Raw genomic sequence first — 20844 nt, 5'->3', positions numbered from 1 at the left:
CCTACCGGCCGACGTGCGGACCGGCCTGCCGGCAGACCGTGCTGCCCGGCTGCCTGCGGCGTGCAGTGGGCAGTCGGGCAGCCGACCGGTGGCGCGCTGAGGTCAGCGGGCTGTCGACCCGGTGGCGCGCCGACACGCGGCGGGCAGCCCGGTGCCGAGTGCCGCCCGACGCGGCGGGGCCACCGCCGGCAGGCGGACGACGCGGCCGGCCGCGAAGCCGCCACCCCTCCCCGGCCAGGGGTCGGGCTGCCGTCCCACCCCCACTGGCGGTAACCTCCGGCTCATGTCCCGCCATGTCGCGATCGTCACCGATTCCACGGCCTACCTGCCCCAACCGGCCATGACGCGGCACGGAATCACCTCCGTCCCGCTGACGGTGGTCCTCGGCGACGAGGCCCTTGAGGAGGGCACCGAGATCTCGGCCCGCAGCCTCGCCCTGGCTCTGCAGAAGCGCCGCCCGGTCACCACCTCCCGCCCCAGCCCGGAGGAGTTCGTACGGGCCTACCAGGCGGCCGCTGAGGCCGGCGCGGCCGGCATCGTCAGCCTGCACCTGTCCGCCGAGTTCTCGGGCACCTACGACGCCGCCGTGGTCGCCGCCAGGACCGCCCCGGTTCCCGTCCGCGTCGTCGACACCGGCATGGTCGCGATGGCCCTCGGGTTCTGCGCCCTCGCCGCAGCCGAGGCGGCCGAGGCGGGCGGCTCCGTCGACGAAGCCGTGGCCGCCGCCGAGAAGCGGGCCGCGAACATGTCGGCGTACTTCTACGTCGACACCCTCGACTACCTGCGCCGCGGCGGCCGTATCGGGGCCGCCCAGGCCCTCCTCGGCTCGGCCCTCGCCGTCAAACCGCTGCTCACGCTGGAGGGCGGGCGGATCGAGATGCTGGAGAAGGTGCGTACGGCGTCCAAGGCCATCGCCCGCCTGGAGGAGCTGGCCGTCGAACGGGCCGGGGCGGGCAGTGTCGACGTGGCGGTGCACCACCTCGCGGCCCCCGAGCGGGCGGAGAAGCTGGCGCAGAGGCTGCGCGAACGCGTCCCCGGTCTGGTCGAGCTGCACGTCAGCGAGGTCGGCGCGGTGATCGGAGCGCACACGGGACCGGGGCTGCTGGCGGCGGTCGTCTCGCCCCGCTGATCACCGGAACGAGTGGCGGGGTTTTCCACAAGAACCGGGATATCCACCGGAATTGATAAATCCGAACTGAGGTCGGGAATCGTCCCTACCTTCGTTGCATGACTCTTCGCACACGCACCTCGCACCCCTACGGAGCCACCGGCGGCGCCGGCCGTCCCCGTCTCTCCGACGGGCGGCTGCGCCACCGCCGGGGCCGTCCCCACCCGCACCATCCCGAGCCCGCCGCGGTGCGCCGCCGGGCCGAAGCCCTGCTCGGCGGCAGCCACCCGCCGCCGGCCCCGCCACCGGAGGCGGCGGCGGACCAGGGGCCCGCGATCCGGTCCGTGGCCGATCGACCGCCCGAGGGGATCCCGCCCTCAGGGGGGACCCCGCTGTCCGAGGTGACCCGACTGTCCGGCGGAGCCGCGCTCCGGCTCGCCGTGCGGGAGCGGCTGCCAGTGTGGCTGCAGGCCCGGTGCGCGCTGGAGCCCCGCACGGTGGCCGCCGTGGCGGTGGTGCTGGTCGCCGCGGTCGGCGTCGGGGCACAGCAGTACTGGGCCGCCCGGCCGCAGCCGGTGGCCGCGCCCTCCGTGGTCGCCCCGGCGGCGGCTCCGGCGGCGGCTCCGGCTCCGGTGCCGAGTCCGGGGCCCCCGGCCGCCGGTGGAGGCGCCGTCCCGCGGATCGTCGTGGACGTCAGCGGCAAGGTCCGCGATCCCGGAGTGCGACGGCTGCCCGCCGGCTCCCGGGTCGAGGACGCCCTGGCCGCCGCCGGGGGAGTGCGGCCCGGTACGGACACCACCGGGCTCAACCGGGCCCGGGTGCTGGTCGACGGAGAGCAGGTGGTGGTCGGCGCCCCGGTGCAGCCCGCCCCGGCCGGGCCGGGAGCCGGCGCCGGGGGCGGTGCAGGCGGCAGCCCCGGCCCGCTGAGCCTCGGCACGGCCACGGTGGAACAGCTGGACGGCCTGCCCGGGGTCGGCCCGGTGCTGGCGCAGCACATCGTGGAGTTCCGCACCGCCCGCGGCGGCTTCCGCTCGGTGGAGGAGCTCCGGCAGGTCGACGGCATCGGTGAACGGCGGTTCGCCGATCTGCGCAAACTGGTCCGGCCGTGAAGCGCCCCGAGGGCCCGGGCCCGCTGGATCTGCGCCTCGCGGTACCGGTGCTGGCCGCCTGGGCGGCGGCCGCCCTCGCCCTTGACGCACCGGTCGGCAGGACCGCCGTCGGGGCCGGGCTCGCCGTCCTCGGCGCGGGGCTGCTGCTCGTGGCCGCCTGCCGGCGTCCGCAGGCGCTGTGGCGGGTCGGCCCGGCCGCGGCCGCCGTCCTGCTCTGCGCGGCCGCCGGGGCCGGGGTGGCAGGCCTCCAGCGGGCCGAGGCGCGGGCCGGGCCGGTCGTGGGGCTGGCCGGGGAGCACGCCCGGGTTGTCGCCGAGCTCACCGTCGGCTCCGACCCGCGGACCACGCGCAGCGGGAACGGCCCGCCCGTGGTGGTCCTGGACGCGGTGCTGACCCGGGTGACCGGACCCGACGGCACGCAGACCCGCGTCGAGACCCCTGTACGGGTCCTGGCCGGGCATCCGCAGTGGGCCCGGCTCCAGCCCTCCACCCGCGTCGCGGCCGTCGCCCGGCTGGCCCCGGGCCGGGGCGGGGAGCGGGCCGTGGCGCTGTTCCGCCCCGCGGGGGACACCCCGCCGCGGGTGACCGGCGGCCCCGACACCGTCCAGCGGTTGGCCGGGAGACTGCGGGCCGGGCTGCGGGAGGCCACCGAGGGGCTCGCGCCGGATGCCCGGGCCCTGCTTCCGGGGCTGGTGGTCGGGGACACCTCCCGGGTGCCGCCCGACCTGGACGAGGCGTTCCGGGCCACCGACCTGCTGCACCTGCTCGCCGTGTCCGGAGCCAACCTGACCGTGGTGCTGTTCCTGCTCATCGGCCGGCCCGCCGCCGCACAGCGCGCCGAGCGGGGCGGGCTCGCACCCCGCCTCGGGCTGTCCCTGCGGGCGACGGCCCTGTGCGGGACGGCGCTGACGCTGGCGTTCGTGGTGGTGTGCCGGCCGGAGCCGAGCGTGCTGCGGGCCGCGGCCTGCGGGGCGATCACCCTGCTGGCCCTCGCCACCGGGCGGCGCCGATCCCTGCTCCCCGCCCTCGCGGCCGCCGCCCTGCTGCTGCTCCTCCACGACCCGTGGCTCGCCCGCAGCCCGGGCTTCCTGCTCTCGGTCCTGGCCACCGGGTCGCTTCTCACGCTCGGCCCGCGCTGGAGCGAAGCCCTGCGGCGGCGCGGGATGCGGCCCGGACTCGCCGAGGCACTGGGAGCCGCCGCGGCCGCGCAGGCGGTCTGTGCGCCGGTGGTCGCCGCGCTCTCGGCCCGGGTGAGTCTCGTGGCGGTGCCCTGCAACCTGCTCGCCGAGCTCGCGGCGGGCCCGGCGACCGTGCTCGGCTTCGCGACGCTCGCGGCGGCGCCGCTGTGCATGCCCGTCGCAGAGCTGCTCGCCCGGTGCGCCGGGGTGCCGGCCGGGTGGATCGCCGCGGTGGCACGGGCCGGGGCACGGCTGCCGGGCGCGGAGCTGGCCTGGCCGGGCGGGCTCACCGGGGGAGTGCTGCTGGCCACCGCCACCCTGGTCGCCGTGGGGATCGGCACACGGATCCGGCGCCGGCCGTGGGTGTGCACCGCACTGGCCGTGCTGCTGCTCCTGGCCGTCCTGCGGCCGCCGCAGCTCACCCGTACGCTCACCCGCTGGCCGCCGCCCGACTGGAGCTACGTCCAGTGCGCGGTGGGTCAGGGCGACGCCGCCGTACTCGCAGTCGGCCCGGGCACGGCCGTCGTGGTCGACGCCGGTCCGCAGCCGGGCCCGGTGGACGAATGCCTGCGCGCCCTGGGGGTGCGCCGGGTCCCGCTGCTCCTGCTGACGCACTTTCACGCCGACCACGTCGGCGGCCTGTCCGGGGTGCTGCAGGACCGGACCGTGGGTGTGATTCAGACCACCACGCTGGAAGAGCCCGCGGCTCAGGCCGAGTTCGTCCGGCGGACCGCGGCGGCCGCGCACGTACCCGTCATGCCCGCCTCGGCGGGCGAGCGGCGCCGGGCCGGACCCCTGGAGTGGCAGGTGCTGTGGCCCTCACCCGACGGACCGCGGCCGGAGGGGCCCAACGACGCCAGTGTCGCCCTGCTGGTCCGCGGCGCGGGGCTGACCCTCCTGCTGCTCGGCGATCTCGAACCGCCTTCGCAGCAGGCCCTCTTGAGGGCCCATCCGGAACTGGGGCCGGTCGACGTCCTCAAGGTCGCCCACCACGGCTCGGCCCACCAGGACTCCGGCCTCCAGGACCGGATCCGGCCCCGGCTCGCGATCGTCCCGGTCGGCCGGGGGAACCGCTACGGACACCCCGCGCCGGCCACGCTCGCGCGACTGCGGGCCACGGGCGCGACCGTACTGCGCACCGACACCGACGGCTCGATCGCCGTGGCCGGGAGCGGCCCGCGGATGCGGGCGTTCGCCTCGCACCGGCGCCGGCGCCGACACGGGTATACCGGACACGGGCTTTCTGTTTGCCCACAACCCGACAGCATGATCGAATGCGTCTTCGCCAGATCGGTACGAGTCCACACAGCACGGGGGTGCACCAACCATGTTCGGTCGCCGAAGAGGGATGGAGACGGCCGGAAGTGCCGCTCCGCACACGTCCGCGACACTGACGCTGCCTCATACGGCGCGCCTGCTCAGCTGTCGTGTCCTCGACACGGTCCACCAGCCGGTCCGACAGGCCAAGTTCGAGGTGACCGACCCGATCGGCCGACGCATCGTCAGCGGCGAGACCGACCCGTACGGCGGGTTCACCGCGGCCGTGCCGGAAGGGGAGTACCGGCTCTCCGTCACCGCCGAGGGCTATGCGCCCTTCCACGGGGCGACACTGGTGGGGGACCCGGCGCAGCCCGGCACCGGGGAGATCATCCTCGACGCCGTGGAGCCGCCGCTCCTGCCCGCTCCCGGCCACTGGGAACTCGACCCGACGCATTCGTCCATCGGCTTCACGGCCCAGCACATCGGCTTCGCCCGGATCCGCGGCCGCTTCAACACCTTCGCCGGCGCGGTGCGGATAGCCGACCGCATGGAGGACTCCTCCATGCACGTGATCATCGACGCGGCGAGCATCGACACCGGGATGCGGCTGCGGGACGACCACCTGCGGTCGGCCGACTTCCTGGACGCGGCACGGCATCCGACGGTCGAGTTCTACAGCGAGCGGTTCATCCACCGCAGCGGCAGCCGCTGGGCCGTCGCGGGCGCCCTGACCCTGCACGGGGTCGGCCGCTCGGTGACGCTGGACACCGAGTACCTGGGCCTCGGCACCGGGTTGGAAGGCGAACCTCGCGCGGCCTGCCGGGCCACCACCGAGCTGCACCGCGAGGACTTCGCCCTGAACTGGCAGTCCGTGCTGGCCCAGGGGATAGCGGCGATCGGTTCGAGCGTGGAAGTGGCGCTGGACATCCAGATCGTGCACAAGGCCTAGAGCAGCGGGCCCGCGGGGCGTTACGGGGACTCCAGCCAGCCCTCGTACTCGGCGGCGAGGCCGTCCAGCAGCGTGGCGTCGAGCCGTTCCTGCGGATCCTCGACGACCACCAGCCACTGGGCGTCCTCGGCGTCGTCCTCGCCGGCCAGGGCGTCGCGGACCAACTGCGGCTCCTCGGGGAGGCCGAAGCGGTCCACCGCCTCCTGGGCCACCTCCTCGGCGGCATCGCGGTCGGGCAGCACCAGTACATGTCGCACGTTCACCGGGCCATTCTCGGATACGGGGTGGGAGAGGCCGCGGTGCGGGGGGCTGTCAGTGCGGCGTGGGATGCTGGACGCGATGGCCACCAGGAAGAACTCCACCGACGATCCGCTCGCCCCGCTCACCCTCGCGGTGGGGCAGGAGGACCTGCTGCTCGACCGCGCCGTCCGGGAGGTGGTGGCGGCCGCCCGGGCCGCCGACGCCGACACGGACGTGCGCGACCTCGCCCCGGAGCAACTGCAGCCCGGCACGCTGGCCGAGCTGACCAGCCCCTCGCTCTTCTCCGAGCGCAAGGTGCTGGTCGTACGCAACGCGCAAGACCTGTCCGCAGACACGGTCAAGGAGGTCAAGGCGTACCTCGCGGCGCCGTTCGAGGAGATCATCCTCGTGCTCCTCCACGCGGGCGGGGCCAAGGGCAAGGGGCTGCTGGACGCGGCCCGCAAGGCCGGGGCCCGGGAGATCGCCTGCCCGAAGATGACGAAGGCGGCGGACCGGCTGGCGTTCGTCCGGGGCGAGTTCCGGACGCTGGGCCGGTCGGCGACCCCGGAGGCGTGCCAGACGCTCGTCGACGCGATCGGGAGCGATCTGCGGGAGCTGGCGAGTGCGGCAGCGCAGCTGTGCGCGGACGTCGAGGGCACCATCGACGAGGCCGTGGTCGGCCGCTACTACACCGGCCGGGCCGAGGCCTCCAGCTTCACGGTCGCCGACAGGGCGGTCGAAGGCCGGGCCGCAGAGGCACTCGAAGCCCTGCGTTGGTCGCTGTCCACCGGCGTAGCCCCGGTGCTGATCACCAGCGCGCTGGCACAGGCGGTACGGGCCATCGGCAAGCTCGCCTCCGCGCCGCGGGGGGCCCGGCCGGGAGACCTGGCTCGGGATCTCGGCATGCCGCCGTGGAAGATCGACCGGGTGCGTCAGCAGATGCGGGGCTGGTCGGCGGACGGGGTCTCGGAGGCCCTGCGTGCCGTGGCCGCGGCCGATGCGGGGGTCAAGGGCGGGGGCGACGACCCCGAGTACGCGCTGGAGAAGGCCGTCGTGGCAGTGGCCCGCGCGGCTCGCCCGGCACGCCGCTAGGCCCTGTCGTCAAAGTAGCGCCGGTCAGGCCCGCGGCGTCCGGTGCCGTGCATCGCAAGGCGGAGGGGCTCCCGATTACTGGGCGTACTTGGGTGCCCCGACAACGCTGGGGGCACCTCCCAGCGGTAGCTGGGGGACGAGGTGCGGTACCGGGCGTCGCAGGCCTGGGGGCACCTCCCAGCGGTAGCTGGGGGAGGGACTTTGATGACAGGGCCTAGCTCCTCCGGCCAGGCCCCTGGCCTCGGGCCCCCGCCGAGTCCGCGCTGCCCCGGGCTCCCCATGCCGCCCCGGGCCCGCCCGGGCCGGCTCGCCCGCTGAGCCGCCCCCGGCTTGGATGCACCTTGCGGTGAACCCGACCGGTCGCCGAGGCCCGGAGCCGGGCGGGGCGCCGCTGCACGGGCCGGCCCCTCCCCGCCCTTCGCCCTCCCCCGGCTACCGCTGGGAGGTGCCCCCACCCGGGGCTGCGCCCGCACCCCGTACCTCAAGCGCCGACCGCGCCGGGGGTGCCGCCCGGACCCCGAGCGCCGACCGCGCCGGGGCGGGGGCGTGTTCCCGGAAAGGCGAAGGCCCCGGCCACCGCCCTGGGGAAGGGGGTGGCCGGGGCCTTCGGTCACTGCTCGGTTGCACCGCACCCGCGTGGCGAACGCTTCGTGTGCGGCGCGGGGGGCCGGTCAGGAGCGGGAGAGAGGGCCCGCTGGATCCGTTCCGGCGATCACATCAGAGCTCAGCCCTGAAGGGTGGCAACCTTGGAGGCCAGCGCCGACTTCTTGTTGGCGGCGGCGTTCTTGTGGATGACGCCCTTCGAGACGGCCTTGTCGAGCGCACGCGAGGCGGCGCGAGAAGCCACGGTGGCCTTCTCGACGTCACCGGCGGCCACGGCCTCGCGGGCCTTGCGGATCGCGGTCTTGAGCGAAGACTTGACGGCCTTGTTGCGCAGGCGCGCCTTCTCGTTCGTCTTGTTCCGCTTGATCTGGGACTTGATGTTCGCCACGAAAGAGCCTTTTCAGGTTCAGAGTTTGATCTTCGGATTGTGTCCCGACAGCTGAGAGGGCATACGAGACACAGCTGCCCAGGCTACCAGGCACGCTCCGACCGGCCCAAACCGAGCGCATCGCCCCGTCCATGGGACCATGGGAGCCTGCGTACAGATCCGACGAGAGCCGGACTTCGCTCAGACCGACGCTCCGACAACGCTTCCGACTGCGACCCGAGAATCAGGACACTGCGTGCCCGCGATCCCCAGCCACGTGCCCGAGCCGAGCCGTACCGACCCGGCGCTGATCCGCAACTTCTGCATCATCGCGCACATCGACCACGGCAAGTCGACGCTTGCCGACCGGATGCTCCAGCTCACCGGTGTCGTCGACCAGCGGCAGATGCGCGCCCAGTACCTCGACCGCATGGACATCGAGCGTGAGCGCGGCATCACGATCAAGTCCCAGGCGGTCCGACTGCCCTGGGCGCCCACCACGGGCGAGGACGTGGGCAAGACGCACATCCTCAACATGATCGACACCCCCGGGCACGTCGACTTCACCTACGAGGTCTCGCGCTCCCTCGCCGCCTGCGAGGGCACGATCCTCCTGGTGGACGCCGCCCAGGGCATCGAGGCCCAGACCCTCGCCAACCTGTACCTGGCGATGGAGAACGACCTCGCGATCGTCCCCGTCCTGAACAAGATCGACCTGCCGGCCGCCCAGCCGGAGAAGTTCGCCGAGGAGCTCGCGAACCTGGTCGGCTGCCAGCCCGAGGACGTCCTGCGGGTCTCGGCGAAGACCGGCCTCGGCGTCGACGCCCTCCTCGACAAGGTCGTCGCCACCGTCCCGGCCCCGGTCGGCGTCAAGGACGCCCCCGCCCGCGCGATGATCTTCGACTCGGTCTACGACTCGTACCGCGGTGTCGTGACGTACGTCCGTGTGGTCGACGGCCAGCTCAACAAGCGCGAGCGCATCCGGATGATGTCCACCGGCGCCACCCACGAGCTGCTGGAGATCGGTGTCTCCTCCCCGGAGATGACCCCGGCCGACGGCATCGGCGTCGGCGAGGTGGGCTACATCATCACCGGCGTGAAGGACGTCCGTCAGTCCAAGGTCGGTGACACGATCACCAGCCTGCACAACGGCGCGACCGAGGCCCTCGGCGGCTACAAGGACCCGAAGCCGATGGTCTTCTCGGGCCTCTACCCGCTCGACGGCTCCGAGTACCCGGACCTGCGCGAGGCCCTGGACAAGCTCCAGCTCAACGACGCCGCGCTCGTCTACGAGCCGGAGACCTCGGCGGCGCTGGGCTTCGGCTTCCGCGTCGGCTTCCTCGGCCTGCTGCACCTGGACGTGGTCCGCGAGCGCCTTGAGCGCGAGTTCGGCCTCGACCTGATCGCCACCGCGCCGAACGTGGTCTACCGCGTCGTCATGGAGGACGGCAAGGAAGTCACGGTCACCAACCCGAGCGAGTTCCCCGAGGGCAAGATCTCGGACGTGTTCGAGCCGGTCGTCCGGGCCACCGTGCTCGCGCCCACCGAGTTCATCGGCGCGATCATGGAGCTCTGCCAGACCCGCCGCGGCACGCTGCTCGGCATGGACTACCTCTCCGAGGACCGGGTCGAGATCCGCTACACCCTCCCCCTCGCGGAGATCGTCTTCGACTTCTTCGACCAGCTGAAGTCCAAGACGCGCGGTTACGCGTCCCTCGACTACGAGCCCACCGGCGAGCAGTCCGGCAGCCTCGTCAAGGTCGACATCCTGCTGCACGGCGACAAGGTCGACGCCTTCTCTGCCGTCACCCACAAGGACGCCGCGTACGCCTACGGCGTGCGGCTCGTCGCCAAGCTGCGCGAGCTCATCCCGAGGCAGGCCTTCGAGGTGCCGATCCAGGCAGCCGTCGGCTCGCGCGTCATCGCCCGCGAGACCATCCGCGCCATCCGCAAGGACGTCCTCGCCAAGTGCTACGGCGGTGACATCTCCCGTAAGCGGAAGCTGCTGGAGAAGCAGAAGGAAGGCAAGAAGCGCATGAAGATGGTCGGCTCGGTGGAGGTGCCCCAGGAGGCCTTCATCGCCGTCCTCTCCAGCGACGAGTCCGGCGGCAAGAAGAAGTAGCCCGCCTGGCTTGAACGGCCTCGAACTGCCGTGGATCGCATACGGAACAGGCCCCCGCGCAGAGGCGCAGGGGCCTGTTTCGTTATGAATCGGCGTCTCAAGGGCTCTTACGCGCCAGGCGGAGGGCCCCTAGTCTGATCACTGCCCCTTGGTTACTCGCCAGTTACAAGCCCTGGTTGCAAGCCCTGTTGGAAGCCGTCATTCACCGCCTTGGATGACAGGCCCTGCCGCGTGGTCCGGAGGACGTCCGTGAGCGACACACAGACCTTGATCGAGAACCGCCCGCCCACCGTGGCGGCACTCTTCCTTGAGCGTGTCGCCGCCACGCCGGACGCCGAGGCCTACCGCTTCCCGGTGCCGGCGGCCGGCGGCACCGGTCCCGACGACTGGAAGTCGCTGAGCTGGGGCCAGGCGGCCGAGCGGGTCTTCGGCATCGCCGCGGGCCTGCTGACCCTCGGCCTGCAGCCCGAGGAGCGGGTCGCGCTCGCCTCCAACACCCGCGTCGAGTGGATCCTCGCCGACCTGGGCGTCATGTGCGCCGGCGGCGCCGTGACCACGATCTACCCCAGCACCAACGCCGAGGAGTCGGCGTTCATCCTCTCCGACTCGGCCAGCCGCGTGCTGATCGCCGAGGACGCGTCCCAGCTGGCCAAGGCCCGCGAGCGGCGCGCCGACCTGCCCGAGCTCGCCCACGTGGTGGTCCTCGACGCCGCCGACGCGGTGCCGGCCGAGGGCGACCCCGAGGGCTGGGTGCTCTCCCTCGCCGACCTGGAGGCGCGCGGCAACGAGTACCTCGTCCAGCACCCCGCGGCGGTCAAGGAGCGGATCGCGGCCATCACGGCCGACCAGCTCGCCACGCTGATCTACACCTCGGGCACCACCGGCCGCCCCAAGGGCGTACGGCTCCCGCACGACAACTGGTCGTACATGGCCAAGGCCACCGTCGCCACCGGCATGATCTCCAGCGACGACGTCCAGTACCTGTGGCTCCCGCTCGCGCACGTCTTCGGCAAGGTCCTGACCTCCGGCCAGATCGAGGTCGGGCACGTCACTGCCGTCGACGGCCGCATCGACAAGATCATCGAGAACCTGCCGGTCGTCCAGCCCACCTACATGGCGGCCGTCCCGCGCATCTTCGAGAAGGTCTACAACGGGGTCGCGGCCAAGGCCCGGGCCGGCGGCGGCGCCAAGTACAAGATCTTCCAGTGGTCCGTCGGCGTGGCCCGCGAGTACGCCAAGGTCACCCAGGACAACTACCGGCGCACCGGCAACGCCACGGCCCCCTTCGGCCTCGCCACCAAGCACAAGATCGCCGACACGCTCGTCTACGCCAAGCTCCGCGAGGCCTTCGGCGGCCGGCTGCGCGCCGCCGTCTCCGGAGCCTCCGCCCTGGCCCCCGAGATCGGCTACTTCTTCGCCGGCGCCGGCATCAACATCCTGGAGGGCTACGGCCTCACCGAGTCCAGCGCGGCCTCCTTCGTCAACCCCGGCGAGGCCTACCGCACCGGCACCGTCGGCAAGCCGCTCCCCGGCACCGAGGTGCGGATCGCCGACGACGGCGAGATCCTGCTCCGCGGCCCCGGCATCATGCAGGGCTACCACCTCCAGCCCGAGAAGACCGCCGAGGTGCTGGAGGAGGACGGCTGGCTGCACACGGGTGACATCGGCGAGCTCTCGCCCGACGGGTACCTGCGCATCACCGACCGCAAGAAGGACCTGATCAAGACCTCGAACGGCAAGTACGTCGCCCCGGCCGAGATCGAGGGCCGGTTCAAGGCGATCTGCCCCTACGTGTCGAGCATCGTGGTGCACGGCGCCGACAGGAACTTCTGCGCCGCCCTGGTCGCGCTCGACGAGCCCGCGATCCTGGGCTGGGCCGCCGAGAACGGCCTCGAAGGCAAGACGTACGCCGAGGTCCTGGCCGCGGCCGAGACGAACCGGCTGATCGAGACGTACGTCCAGACCCTGAACGAGGGCCTCCAGCGCTGGCAGACGATCAAGAAGTTCCGGATCCTGCCCCGCGACCTCGACGTGGAGCACGGCGACCTCACGCCCAGCCTCAAGCTGAAGCGGCCGGCCGTCGAGCGTGAGTTCAAGCACCTGATCGACGAGATGTACGAGGGCTCCCGCGAGGCGTAGCGCCTGCTGCGGGCGGTACGGGGCCGGCGGCCCGGGGGCGGCCGGCCCGCCGCACGGCCGCCGGGCGTCTTCCGGACGGCCCGCACCCCGGCCGGGGTGCGGGACAATGGGTGCATGCCTTCCGCACTCCCCGACGGTGAACCCATGCCCGAAGACGGTTCGCTGCCGTCGCATGCCCTGGCGGGTGCCGGGGACCGGCCGCTCGGGTTCTACCTGCACGTCCCGTACTGCGCCACGCGGTGCGGGTACTGCGACTTCAACACGTACACCGCGACCGAGCTGCGCGGCACCGGCGGCGTGCTCGCCTCCCGGGAGAACTACGCCGACACCCTGATCGACGAGGTCCGCCTCGCCCGCAAGGTGCTCGGCGACGACCCGCGGGCCGTGCGGACCGTGTTCGTGGGCGGCGGCACGCCGACGCTGCTGCCGGCCGCGGACCTCGTGCGGATGCTCGCGGCGATCCGCGAGGAATTCGGCCTGGCCGAGGACGCCGAGATCACCACCGAGGCCAATCCGGAGTCCGTCGACCCGGCGTACCTGGCCGAACTGCGGGCCGGCGGCTTCAACCGGATCTCCTTCGGCATGCAGAGCGCGAAGCAGCACGTCCTGAAGGTGCTCGACCGCACGCACACGCCGGGCCGGCCCGAGGCGTGCGTCGCGGAAGCGCGCGCGGCGGGCTTCGAGCACGTCAACCTGGACCTGATCTACGGCACCCCGGGGGAGTCGGACGAGGACTGGCGGGCGTCCCTGGCGGCCGCGCTCGGGGCCGGACCCGACCACATCAGCGCCTACGCGCTGATCGTCGAGGAGGGCACGCAGCTGGCGCGGCGGATCCGCCGGGGCGAGGTCCCGATGACGGACGACGACGTGCACGCGGACCGGTACCTGATCGCGGACTCGGTGATGGCCGAGGCCGGGTACTCCTGGTACGAGGTCTCGAACTGGGCCACCTCGGAGGCGGGCCGCTGCCTGCACAACGAGCTGTACTGGCGCGGGGCCGACTGGTGGGGGGCGGGGCCCGGGGCGCACTCGCACGTGGGCGGCGTGCGGTGGTGGAACGTGAAGCACCCCGGTGCGTACGCCGCGGCGCTGGCGGAGGGCCGCTCCCCGGGCGCGGGGCGCGAGCTCCTGTCGGAGGAGGACCGCCGCGTGGAGCGGATCCTGCTGGAACTGCGGCTGGTGGACGGCGCCCCGCTGTCCCTCCTGGCCCCGGCCGGGCTTGCGGCGTCGCGCCGCGCCCTGGCGGACGGCCTGCTGGAGGCGGGCCCGTACGAGGCGGGCCGCGCCGTCCTCACCCTGCGCGGGAGGCTCCTCGCCGACGCGGTGGTCCGCGACCTGGTGGACTGAACACTCGGCGGAGTGGATCCGTGCGAAACCGGGGGGCCGGTGTCCACGCTCGTCCACAGGCTGCCGTCGTTGCTGGACACCGGCGAATTCGGCACCCTGCCCAAGTTCAAGCGGCACCGCCGACCGTGACGAAGTCGATCAGCTCCTCGACGCGGCCCAGCAGGACCGGCTCCAGGTCCTTGTAGGACGTCACGCGGGACAGGATGTGCTGCCACGCGGCTCCGGTGTTCTGCGGCCAGCCCAGGGCCCGGCAGACGCCCGTCTTCCAGTCCTGGCCCCGCGGGACCACCGGCCACGCCCCGATGCCCAGCGCGGACGGCTTCACCGCCTGCCAGACGTCCACGTAAGGGTGGCCGACGATCAGGACGTCCGGGGAGGCCGCCGACGCCGCGATACGGGACTCCTTCGAGCCCGGGACCAGGTGGTCCACCAGGATCCCCAGGCGGGCGTCCGGGCCCGGGCCGAACTCCGCCACGATCGCGGGCAGGTCGTCGATGCCCTCCAGGTACTCCACCACCACCCCCTCGATCCGCAGGTCGTCGCCCCAGACCCGCTCCACCAGCTCGGCGTCGTGCCGGCCCTCGACGTAGATCCGCCCGGCGCGGGCCACGCGGGCGCGCGCCCCGGGGACCGCCACGGAGCCCGACGCGGTGCGCAGCGGCGCCTGCGGCGCCCGCGAGGGGCGGGTCAGCGTCACCACGGCGCCCTCCAGCAGGAACCCCCGCGGCTCCAGCGGGAACACCCGCCGCTTGCCGAAGCGGTCCTCCAGGGTCACCGTGCCCGCCTCGCAGGCCACCACCGCGCCGCAGAAGTCCGTACCCGCCACCTCGACCACCAGGTCGGGCTCGGCCGGCACCTCCGGGACGGGCTGGGCGCGCTTCCACTGGGGGGTCAGGTCGGGGGAGTACTCACGCATCCGGCCGACAGTAGAAGAGCGCGCGCCCTCAGAGGCCCGACACGCCGAACTGCGCGCGCAGTGTGTCCCGTTGCGCACGGACGAAAGCCGCGGAGACCACCGCTCCGTGACCCGGCACGTACAGTGCGTCGTCCCCGCCCAGCGCGAGCAGCCGGCCGATGGCCGCCGGCCACTGCGCCGGCACCGCGTCCGGGCCCGCCTGGGGTTCGCCCGACTCCTCCACCAGGTCCCCGCAGAACACCACCTCGCGCTCGCCCGGCACGCACACCGCCAAGTCGTGCCGGGTGTGCCCGGGCCCGACGTTCGCCAGCAGCACCTGCACCCCGCCCAGCTCCAGCGTCCACTCGCCGGACACCGGATGCCTCGGCACCACCAGCAGGTCCGCCGCCTCGGCCGCCTCCGCCGCGTCCAGTCCCTGCCGTACCGCGTCGTCGCGCAGCTCCTCGCGGCCGGCCGACAGCTCCGCGTCCAGCCCGACCGCCCCGAACACCTCGGCGCCGGCGAACGCGGCCCCGCCCAGCACGTGATCGAAATGTCCGTGGGTGAATGCGATATGCGTCACGCGCCGGCCGGTCAGCCGTTCCGCCTCGACCCGCAGCTGTGCGCCCTCCCGTACGCACGAGCCCGGATCGATCAGGAGGACCGACTCGTCCCCCACCACCAGTCCCACGGTGCAGTCCCACACCGGAAGCCGCCGTCGGCCGGTCCGCCCGGTCAGCCGCTCCCAGCCCGCCTCTTCCCAATGCACGTCCATGCCGCGACGCTACCTTGGCGGGCCGCCCTTGCCAGGGGCTGACTACCCGGCCGTACACTGGCCGGGGGATCTCTGGCACTCGAACGCCCGGAGTGCCAACGCAGCAGATGTGACCGACCACGACAAGCGCCGACGACCAGCTGGAGGTGTGCGCGATGCTCAGCGAACGCAGACTCGAGGTGCTGCGCGCCATCGTCCAGGACTACGTCGGGACGGAGGAGCCGGTCGGCTCCAAGGCGCTCACCGAGCGGCACCGTCTCGGCGTCTCGCCGGCCACCGTGCGCAACGACATGGCCGTGCTGGAGGAGGAGGGCTACATCGCCCAGCCCCACACCAGCGCCGGCCGGATCCCCACGGACAAGGGCTACCGGCTCTTCGTCGACAAGCTGGCGGGGGTCAAGCCGCTGTCGACGCCCGAGCGCCGGGCCATCCAGAACTTCCTCGACGGCGCCGTCGACCTCGACGACGTCGTGGGCCGGACCGTACGGCTGCTCGCGCAGCTGACCCGGCAGGTCGCCGTCGTCCAGTACCCGAGCCTGACCCGGTCCACGGTCCGGCACGTCGAGCTGCTGTCGCTGGCTCCGGCGCGGCTCATGCTCGTGCTGATCACCGACACGGGCCGGGTCGAGCAGCGGCTCGTCGACTGCCAGACGCCGTTCGGCGAGACCTCGCTCGCCGATCTGCGGGCGCGGCTCAACAGCCGGGTCGTCGGCCGCCGGTTCACCGACGTGCCGCAGCTCGTGCAGGACCTGCCGGAGTCGTTCGAGCCGGAGGACCGAGGCACGGTGTCGACTGTGCTCGCGACCCTGCTGGAGACGCTGGTCGAGGAGGCCGAGGAGCGGCTGATGATCGGCGGAACCGCCAATCTCACGCGCTTCGGACACGATTTTCCCCTGACGATCAGGCCGGTGCTCGAAGCGCTGGAGGAGCAGGTCGTGCTCCTCAAGCTGCTGGGCGAGGCCAATGAGTCGGGAATGGCCGTACGGATCGGGCATGAGAATGCCTACGAGGGACTGAACTCCACGTCCGTCGTCTCGGTCGGCTACGGTTCGGGCGGCGAAACTGTCGCCAAACTCGGCGTGGTCGGACCGACCCGCATGGACTACCCCGGAACGATGGGAGCGGTACGCGCAGTGGCACGTTACGTCGGACAGATCCTGGCGGAGTCGTAAGTGGCCACGGACTACTACGCCGTTCTCGGCGTACGCCGCGACGCATCTCAGGACGAGATCAAGAAGGCCTTCCGCCGCCTCGCGCGGGAACTCCACCCGGACGTGAATCCGGATCCGAAGACGCAGGAGCGCTTCAAGGAGATCAACGCGGCCTACGAGGTGCTCTCGGACCCGCAGAAGAAGCAGGTCTACGACCTCGGCGGAGATCCGCTGTCCTCCTCGGGCGGCGGCGGTGGCGCGGGCGGATTCGGGGCGGGTGGCTTCGGCAACTTCTCCGACATCATGGACGCCTTCTTCGGCCAGGCCTCGCAGCGCGGCCCGCGCTCGCGGACCCGCCGCGGCCAGGACGCCATGATCCGCCTCGACCTGGAGCTGGACGAGGCCGCCTTCGGCACGACCAAGGACATCCAGGTCGACACGGCCGTCGTCTGCACCACCTGCTCCGGCGAGGGCGCAGCCCCCGGCACCTCGGCGCAGACGTGTGACATGTGCCGTGGTCGCGGTGAGGTGTCGCAGGTCACCCGGTCCTTCCTGGGCCAGGTCATGACCTCGCGCCCCTGCCCGCAGTGCCAGGGCTTCGGCACCGTGGTCCCGACCCCGTGCCCCGAGTGCGCGGGCGACGGCCGGGTCCGCTCCCGCCGCAGCCTCACGGTCAAGATCCCGGCCGGTGTCGAGAACGGCACCCGGATCCAGCTCGCGGGCGAGGGCGAGGTCGGCCCCGGCGGCGGCCCCGCCGGCGACCTGTACGTGGAGATCCACGAGCTGTCGCACCCGACCTTCCAGCGGCGCGGGGACGACCTGCACTGCACGGTGACCATCCCCATGACGGCCGCGGCCCTGGGCACCAAATGCCCGCTGGAGACGCTGGACGGCATGGAGGAGATCGACATCCGCCCCGGCACCGGGTCGGGCCAGTCCATCCCGCTGCACGGGCGCGGCGTCACGCACCTGCGCGGCGGCGGGCGCGGCGACCTGATCGTCCACGTCGAGGTCACCACCCCGGGCAAGCTGGACGCCCAGCAGGAGGAGCTGCTGCGCCAGCTCGCCAAGCTGCGCGGCGAGGAGCGGCCCATGGGCCAGTTCGCGCCGGGTCAGCAGGGACTGTTCAGCCGCCTGAAGGACGCCTTCAACGGCCGCTGACCGGCCCGCGGTCACACGTACGAGCCCGGTCCGGGGGCACCCCGGACCGGGCTCGCCGCATTGATCCGGACGCCCCCGGCGGAGCGGACTATGCCAGGCGAATGCGGTGATTCGGCCCGGTGGTCGGGACGTGGCACGATGCAGTCCATGTCCTCCGCACCGAACGGTCTCTCCCCGTACCCGATCGTGCAGGCTCCCATGGCGGGCGGCGCCTCCTGTCCGCCGCTCGCGGCCGCCGTGTGCGAGGCGGGCGGGCTGGGCTTCCTGGCCGGCGGCTACAAGACCGCCGACGGCATGTACCAGGAGATCAAACGGCTGCGCGCACTCACCCGGCGCCCGTTCGGCGTGAACCTCTTCATGCCGCAGACCGGGTACGTGGACCCGGCCGCCGTGGAGGCGTACCGGGGGCAGCTGGCCGGCGAGGCCAGCTGGTACGAGATCTCCCTGGCCGACGAGGACATCATCGGCACCAGCGACGACGGCTACGACGCCAAGCTCGCGATCCTCCTCGAAGACCCGGTTCCCGTGGTCTCGTTCACCTTCGGCTGTCCCACGCCCGCGGTCCTCGCCTCCCTGCGCAAGGCGGGCACGTACTCCGTCGTCACCGCCACCTCGGTCGACGAGGCCCGCGCCGCGCAGGCCGCGGGCGCCGACGCCGTCTGCGTCCAGGGCGTGGAGGCGGGCGGCCACCAGGGCACCCACCGCGACGACCCGCAGGCCGACGGCACGGCGGGCGTGGGCCTGCTCGCGCTCGTGGCCCAGGTACGGGAGGCCGTGGCCCTCCCGATCATCGCGGCGGGCGGTCTGATGCGGGGCTCGCAGATCGCGGCGCTGCTCGCGGCGGGCGCGGAGGCGGCGCAGCTCGGCACCGCCTTCCTGGCCTGCCCCGAGTCGGGCGCGCACCCGCTGCACAAGAAGGCGCTGACGGACCCCCTGTTCGCCCACACTGAGCTGACCAGGGCGTTCTCGGGGCGGCCGGCCCGGGGCCTGGTAAACCGTTTCATGCGCGAGCACGGGCCGTACGCCCCGGCCGCGTATCCGCAGATCCACCACATGACCGCCGGGCTGCGCAAGGCGGCCGCCGCGGCCGGGGACCCGCAGGGCATGGCCCTGTGGGCGGGCCAGGGTCACCGGCTGGCGCGGGCGCTGCCCGCGGGGGAGCTGGTGGAGGTGCTGACGGCCGAACTGGCCGAGGCGCAAAGCGCGTTGAAAGCAATGCAGAAGAGGAGTGCGTCATGACCGCCCCCGTGTTCGTGGTCGAAGAGGTCCCCGCGGGGCCGGAGTTCGTGCTCGACGGCCCGGAAGGCCGGCACGCGGTCTCCGTGAAGCGGCTGAACCCGGGCGAGGCGGTGGTCCTCACGGACGGCCGCGGCGGCTGGGCGCAGGCCGTGGTCAAGGTGGCCGAGGGCAAGGACCGGCTGGTCGTCTCGGTGTCCGATGCCGGCCGGGAACCGGAACCGGCCGTCCGGATCACCGTCGTCCAGGCCCTCCCCAAGGGTGACCGCGGCGAGCTCGCCGTCGAGACGATGACCGAGACCGGCGTCGACGCGATCGTCCCCTGGCAGGCCTCGCGCTGCATCACCCAGTGGCGCGGCGACCGCGGCGCCAAGTCCCTGGCCAAGTGGCGGGCCACGGCCCGCGAGGCGGGCAAGCAGTCCCGCCGGGTCCGCTTCCCGGAAGTGGCGGAGGCCATGTCCACCAAGCAGGTCGCGGCGCTGCTCGCCGGGGCCGACCTGGCGATGGTCCTCCACGAGGACCGGGACGCCCCCTCGGGGGCCCTGGCCACGGCCGAACTCCCGGCCGGCGGCTCCATCGTCCTGGTGGTCGGCCCGGAGGGCGGGGTCTCCCCGGAGGAGCTGGCCGTCTTCGCCGAAGCAGGCGCCCACCCCTATCGTCTGGGCTCCTCGGTCCTGCGCACCTCCACCGCGGGCACCGCGGCGACGGCGGTCCTCCTGGCGCGCACCGGCCGCTGGTCCTGAAACGCGGGTGAGGGCGCCGACGGCGCCGGATACGATGCCCAGGCTGATCAACACCGGCGTCGACGGCCCGTCAACGCCACTGTCACGGAAGGCGGAGCAATGGCCGGGGAACCGCAGGCGGACTGCCTGTTCTGCAAGATCGTCGCGGGGAGCATTCCGGCGACCGTGGTCCGGGAGACCGAGACGACGTTCGCCTTCCGGGACATCAACCCGCAGGCGCCCACGCACATCCTCGTGATCCCCCGGGTCCACTATCCCGACGCGGCCACGCTCGCCGCCGCCGAGCCGGCCGTCGCCGCCGATCTGCTGCGCGAGGCCGGTGAGATCGCCGCCGAGGAGAAGGTCGACGACCACGGCTACCGCGTGGTGTTCAACACCGGCGCCGGTGCGGGCCAGACCGTCTTCCACGCGCACGCGCACGTCCTCGGCGGGCGCGGCCTCCAGTGGCCCCCCGGATAGTCCGTGTCCGTACGAGAGTTCGTGGTGCTGGGCACCGCCAGCCAGGTGCCCACCCGCCACCGCAACCACAACGGCTACCTCCTGCGCTGGGACGGCGAGGGCATCCTCTTCGACCCGGGTGAGGGCACCCAGCGCCAGATGGTCCGCGCCGGCGTGGCAGCGCACGACATCAACCGGATCTGCGTCACCCACTTCCACGGTGACCACAGCCTCGGCCTCGCCGGGGTGATCCAGCGCATCAACCTGGACCGGGTCCCGCACCCCGTGACCGCCCACTACCCGGCATCCGGACAGGAGTTCTTCGACCGGCTCCGGTACGCCACCGCCTACCGGGAGACCGTCGCGCTCTGCGAGGAACCCGTGTCCGCGGACGGGACGCTGGCCCGGGGGCCCTCGTACACCCTCGACGCCCGCCTGCTCTCGCACCCGGTCGAGTCCTTCGGCTACCGGATCACCGAGCCCGACGGGCGCCGCATGGTGCCCGAACTGCTCGCACGGCACGGGATCAAGGGGCCCGACGTGGGCCGGATCCGGCGCGAGGGGCAGCTGGGCGGGGTCACGCTCGACGACGTCAGCGAGCACAAGCCGGGGCAGAGCTTCGCTTTTGTGATGGACACCCGGTTGTGCCCCGGCGTGGACGCCCTCGCCGAGGGGTGCGACATGCTGGTGATCGAGTCCACGTTCCTCGACGAGGACGAGGCGCTGGCCGCCGACCACGGGCACCTCACCGCCGGCCAGGCGGCCCGGGTCGCGCGCGACGCGGGCGTGCGGCACCTCGTGCTCACGCACTTCTCGCAGCGTTACGCGGACCCGCAGGAGTTCGAACGCCAGGCCCGCGCGGCCGGTTTCGAGGGCCGGCTGACGATCGCCGCGGACCTCGTACGGGTCCCCCTGCCGAAGCGCGCCTAGA

At 73.1% G+C, this 20844-nt stretch carries 17 protein-coding genes and 1 pseudogene; 14 read left to right on the top strand and 4 right to left on the bottom strand.

The features are described from left to right. Nucleotides 1–283: 283 nt before the first annotated feature. The 4 genes and pseudogenes from ABTY04_RS20050 to ABTY04_RS20035 all read left to right on the top strand — a co-directional run bounded on the left by ABTY04_RS20050 (nucleotide 284) and on the right by ABTY04_RS20035 (nucleotide 5604). The gene (locus ABTY04_RS20050; RefSeq protein WP_352214682.1) at nucleotides 284–1129 is read left to right on the top strand and encodes a DegV family protein; all 846 of its coding nucleotides are present in this window, start codon (nucleotides 284–286) and stop codon (nucleotides 1127–1129) included. Nucleotides 1130–1227: 98 nt separating this feature from the next. Then, a complete protein-coding gene (locus ABTY04_RS20045; protein WP_352214681.1) occupies nucleotides 1228–2217 on the top strand; it encodes a ComEA family DNA-binding protein in 990 nt (329 codons plus the stop codon). Then, nucleotides 2214–4595: pseudogene (locus ABTY04_RS20040) on the top strand (ComEC/Rec2 family competence protein); the annotation flags it as partial. The gene ABTY04_RS20045 and the pseudogene ABTY04_RS20040, both read left to right, overlap by 4 nt. Before the next feature lie 148 nt (nucleotides 4596–4743). Further along, nucleotides 4744–5604, top strand: coding sequence for a YceI family protein (locus ABTY04_RS20035; protein ID WP_352214680.1), 861 nt, complete (start codon nucleotides 4744–4746; stop codon nucleotides 5602–5604). Between the two features lie 20 nt (nucleotides 5605–5624). Here the strand turns inward: ABTY04_RS20035 and ABTY04_RS20030 are convergent, their stop codons facing one another. Continuing rightward, nucleotides 5625–5867 carry a hypothetical protein gene (locus tag ABTY04_RS20030; protein WP_352214679.1) on the bottom strand — a complete coding sequence of 81 codons (243 nt, stop codon included), beginning with the start codon at nucleotides 5865–5867 and terminating at the stop codon, nucleotides 5625–5627. Between the two features lie 76 nt (nucleotides 5868–5943). Here ABTY04_RS20030 and holA point away from each other — a divergent pair, with 76 nt between their 5' ends. Then, nucleotides 5944–6936, top strand: coding sequence for a DNA polymerase III subunit delta (gene holA, locus ABTY04_RS20025; protein ID WP_352214678.1), 993 nt, complete (start codon nucleotides 5944–5946; stop codon nucleotides 6934–6936). 724 nt (nucleotides 6937–7660) lie between these two features. Here the strand turns inward: holA and rpsT are convergent. Continuing rightward, nucleotides 7661–7927 (bottom strand): 30S ribosomal protein S20, encoded by a 267-nt coding sequence (gene rpsT, locus ABTY04_RS20020; protein ID WP_352214677.1) that lies wholly within the window; start codon nucleotides 7925–7927, stop codon nucleotides 7661–7663. A 235-nt stretch (nucleotides 7928–8162) separates the two neighbouring features. On the opposite strand from rpsT, the gene lepA reads away from it, so the two are divergent. The 3 genes from lepA (at nucleotide 8163) to hemW (ending at nucleotide 13514) form a co-directional block, all read left to right on the top strand. Beyond that, nucleotides 8163–10028 (top strand): translation elongation factor 4, encoded by a 1866-nt coding sequence (gene lepA / locus ABTY04_RS20015; protein WP_352214676.1) that lies wholly within the window; start codon nucleotides 8163–8165, stop codon nucleotides 10026–10028. A 249-nt stretch (nucleotides 10029–10277) separates the two neighbouring features. Next, nucleotides 10278–12167 carry an AMP-dependent synthetase/ligase gene (locus ABTY04_RS20010; RefSeq protein WP_352214675.1) on the top strand — a complete coding sequence of 630 codons (1890 nt, stop codon included), beginning with the start codon at nucleotides 10278–10280 and terminating at the stop codon, nucleotides 12165–12167. Nucleotides 12168–12281: 114 nt separating this feature from the next. After that, nucleotides 12282–13514, top strand: a complete 1233-nt coding sequence (gene hemW, locus ABTY04_RS20005) for a radical SAM family heme chaperone HemW (protein ID WP_352214674.1) — start codon at nucleotides 12282–12284, stop codon at nucleotides 13512–13514. Between the two features lie 106 nt (nucleotides 13515–13620). Here the strand turns inward: hemW and ABTY04_RS20000 are convergent, their stop codons facing one another. Together ABTY04_RS20000 and ABTY04_RS19995 are read right to left on the bottom strand one after the other, a co-directional pair. After that, nucleotides 13621–14430, bottom strand: coding sequence for a DUF3097 domain-containing protein (locus ABTY04_RS20000; protein ID WP_352214673.1), 810 nt, complete (start codon nucleotides 14428–14430; stop codon nucleotides 13621–13623). A gap of 28 nt (nucleotides 14431–14458) precedes the next feature. Beyond that, the gene (locus ABTY04_RS19995; RefSeq protein ID WP_352214672.1) at nucleotides 14459–15184 is read right to left on the bottom strand and encodes an MBL fold metallo-hydrolase; all 726 of its coding nucleotides are present in this window, start codon (nucleotides 15182–15184) and stop codon (nucleotides 14459–14461) included. Nucleotides 15185–15339: 155 nt separating this feature from the next. Here ABTY04_RS19995 and hrcA point away from each other — a divergent pair, with 155 nt between their 5' ends. From hrcA to ABTY04_RS19965, 6 genes are all read left to right on the top strand, one after another. Further along, nucleotides 15340–16356: a heat-inducible transcriptional repressor HrcA gene (hrcA, locus tag ABTY04_RS19990; protein ID WP_352214671.1), complete on the top strand. Its 1017-nt coding sequence runs from the start codon at nucleotides 15340–15342 to the stop codon at nucleotides 16354–16356. After that, nucleotides 16357–17496, top strand: a complete 1140-nt coding sequence (gene dnaJ / locus ABTY04_RS19985) for a molecular chaperone DnaJ (protein WP_030297168.1) — start codon at nucleotides 16357–16359, stop codon at nucleotides 17494–17496. It abuts the gene before it with no gap. Nucleotides 17497–17643: 147 nt separating this feature from the next. Beyond that, on the top strand, nucleotides 17644–18735 hold the full coding sequence (locus ABTY04_RS19980) for a nitronate monooxygenase (RefSeq protein ID WP_352214670.1): 1092 nt from the start codon (nucleotides 17644–17646) through the stop codon (nucleotides 18733–18735). Beyond that, nucleotides 18732–19475, top strand: a complete 744-nt coding sequence (locus tag ABTY04_RS19975) for a 16S rRNA (uracil(1498)-N(3))-methyltransferase (protein WP_352214669.1) — start codon at nucleotides 18732–18734, stop codon at nucleotides 19473–19475. Before ABTY04_RS19980 ends, ABTY04_RS19975 begins: the two co-directional genes overlap by 4 nt. A 99-nt stretch (nucleotides 19476–19574) precedes the next feature. Next, complete coding sequence (locus ABTY04_RS19970; RefSeq protein ID WP_352214668.1) at nucleotides 19575–19934, top strand: histidine triad nucleotide-binding protein; 360 nt, start codon at nucleotides 19575–19577, stop codon at nucleotides 19932–19934. A gap of 3 nt (nucleotides 19935–19937) precedes the next feature. Further along, on the top strand, nucleotides 19938–20843 hold the full coding sequence (locus tag ABTY04_RS19965; RefSeq protein ID WP_352214667.1) for a ribonuclease Z: 906 nt from the start codon (nucleotides 19938–19940) through the stop codon (nucleotides 20841–20843). Nucleotide 20844 lies beyond the last annotated feature (1 nt).

The organism is Streptomyces sp. NPDC097981, from assembly GCF_040302565.1.
Taxonomy (GTDB): Bacteria; Actinomycetota; Actinomycetes; order Streptomycetales; family Streptomycetaceae; genus Streptomyces.
The sequence above is the reverse complement of the archived record's forward strand: the minus strand, read 5'-3'. Positions and strand labels throughout refer to the sequence as shown.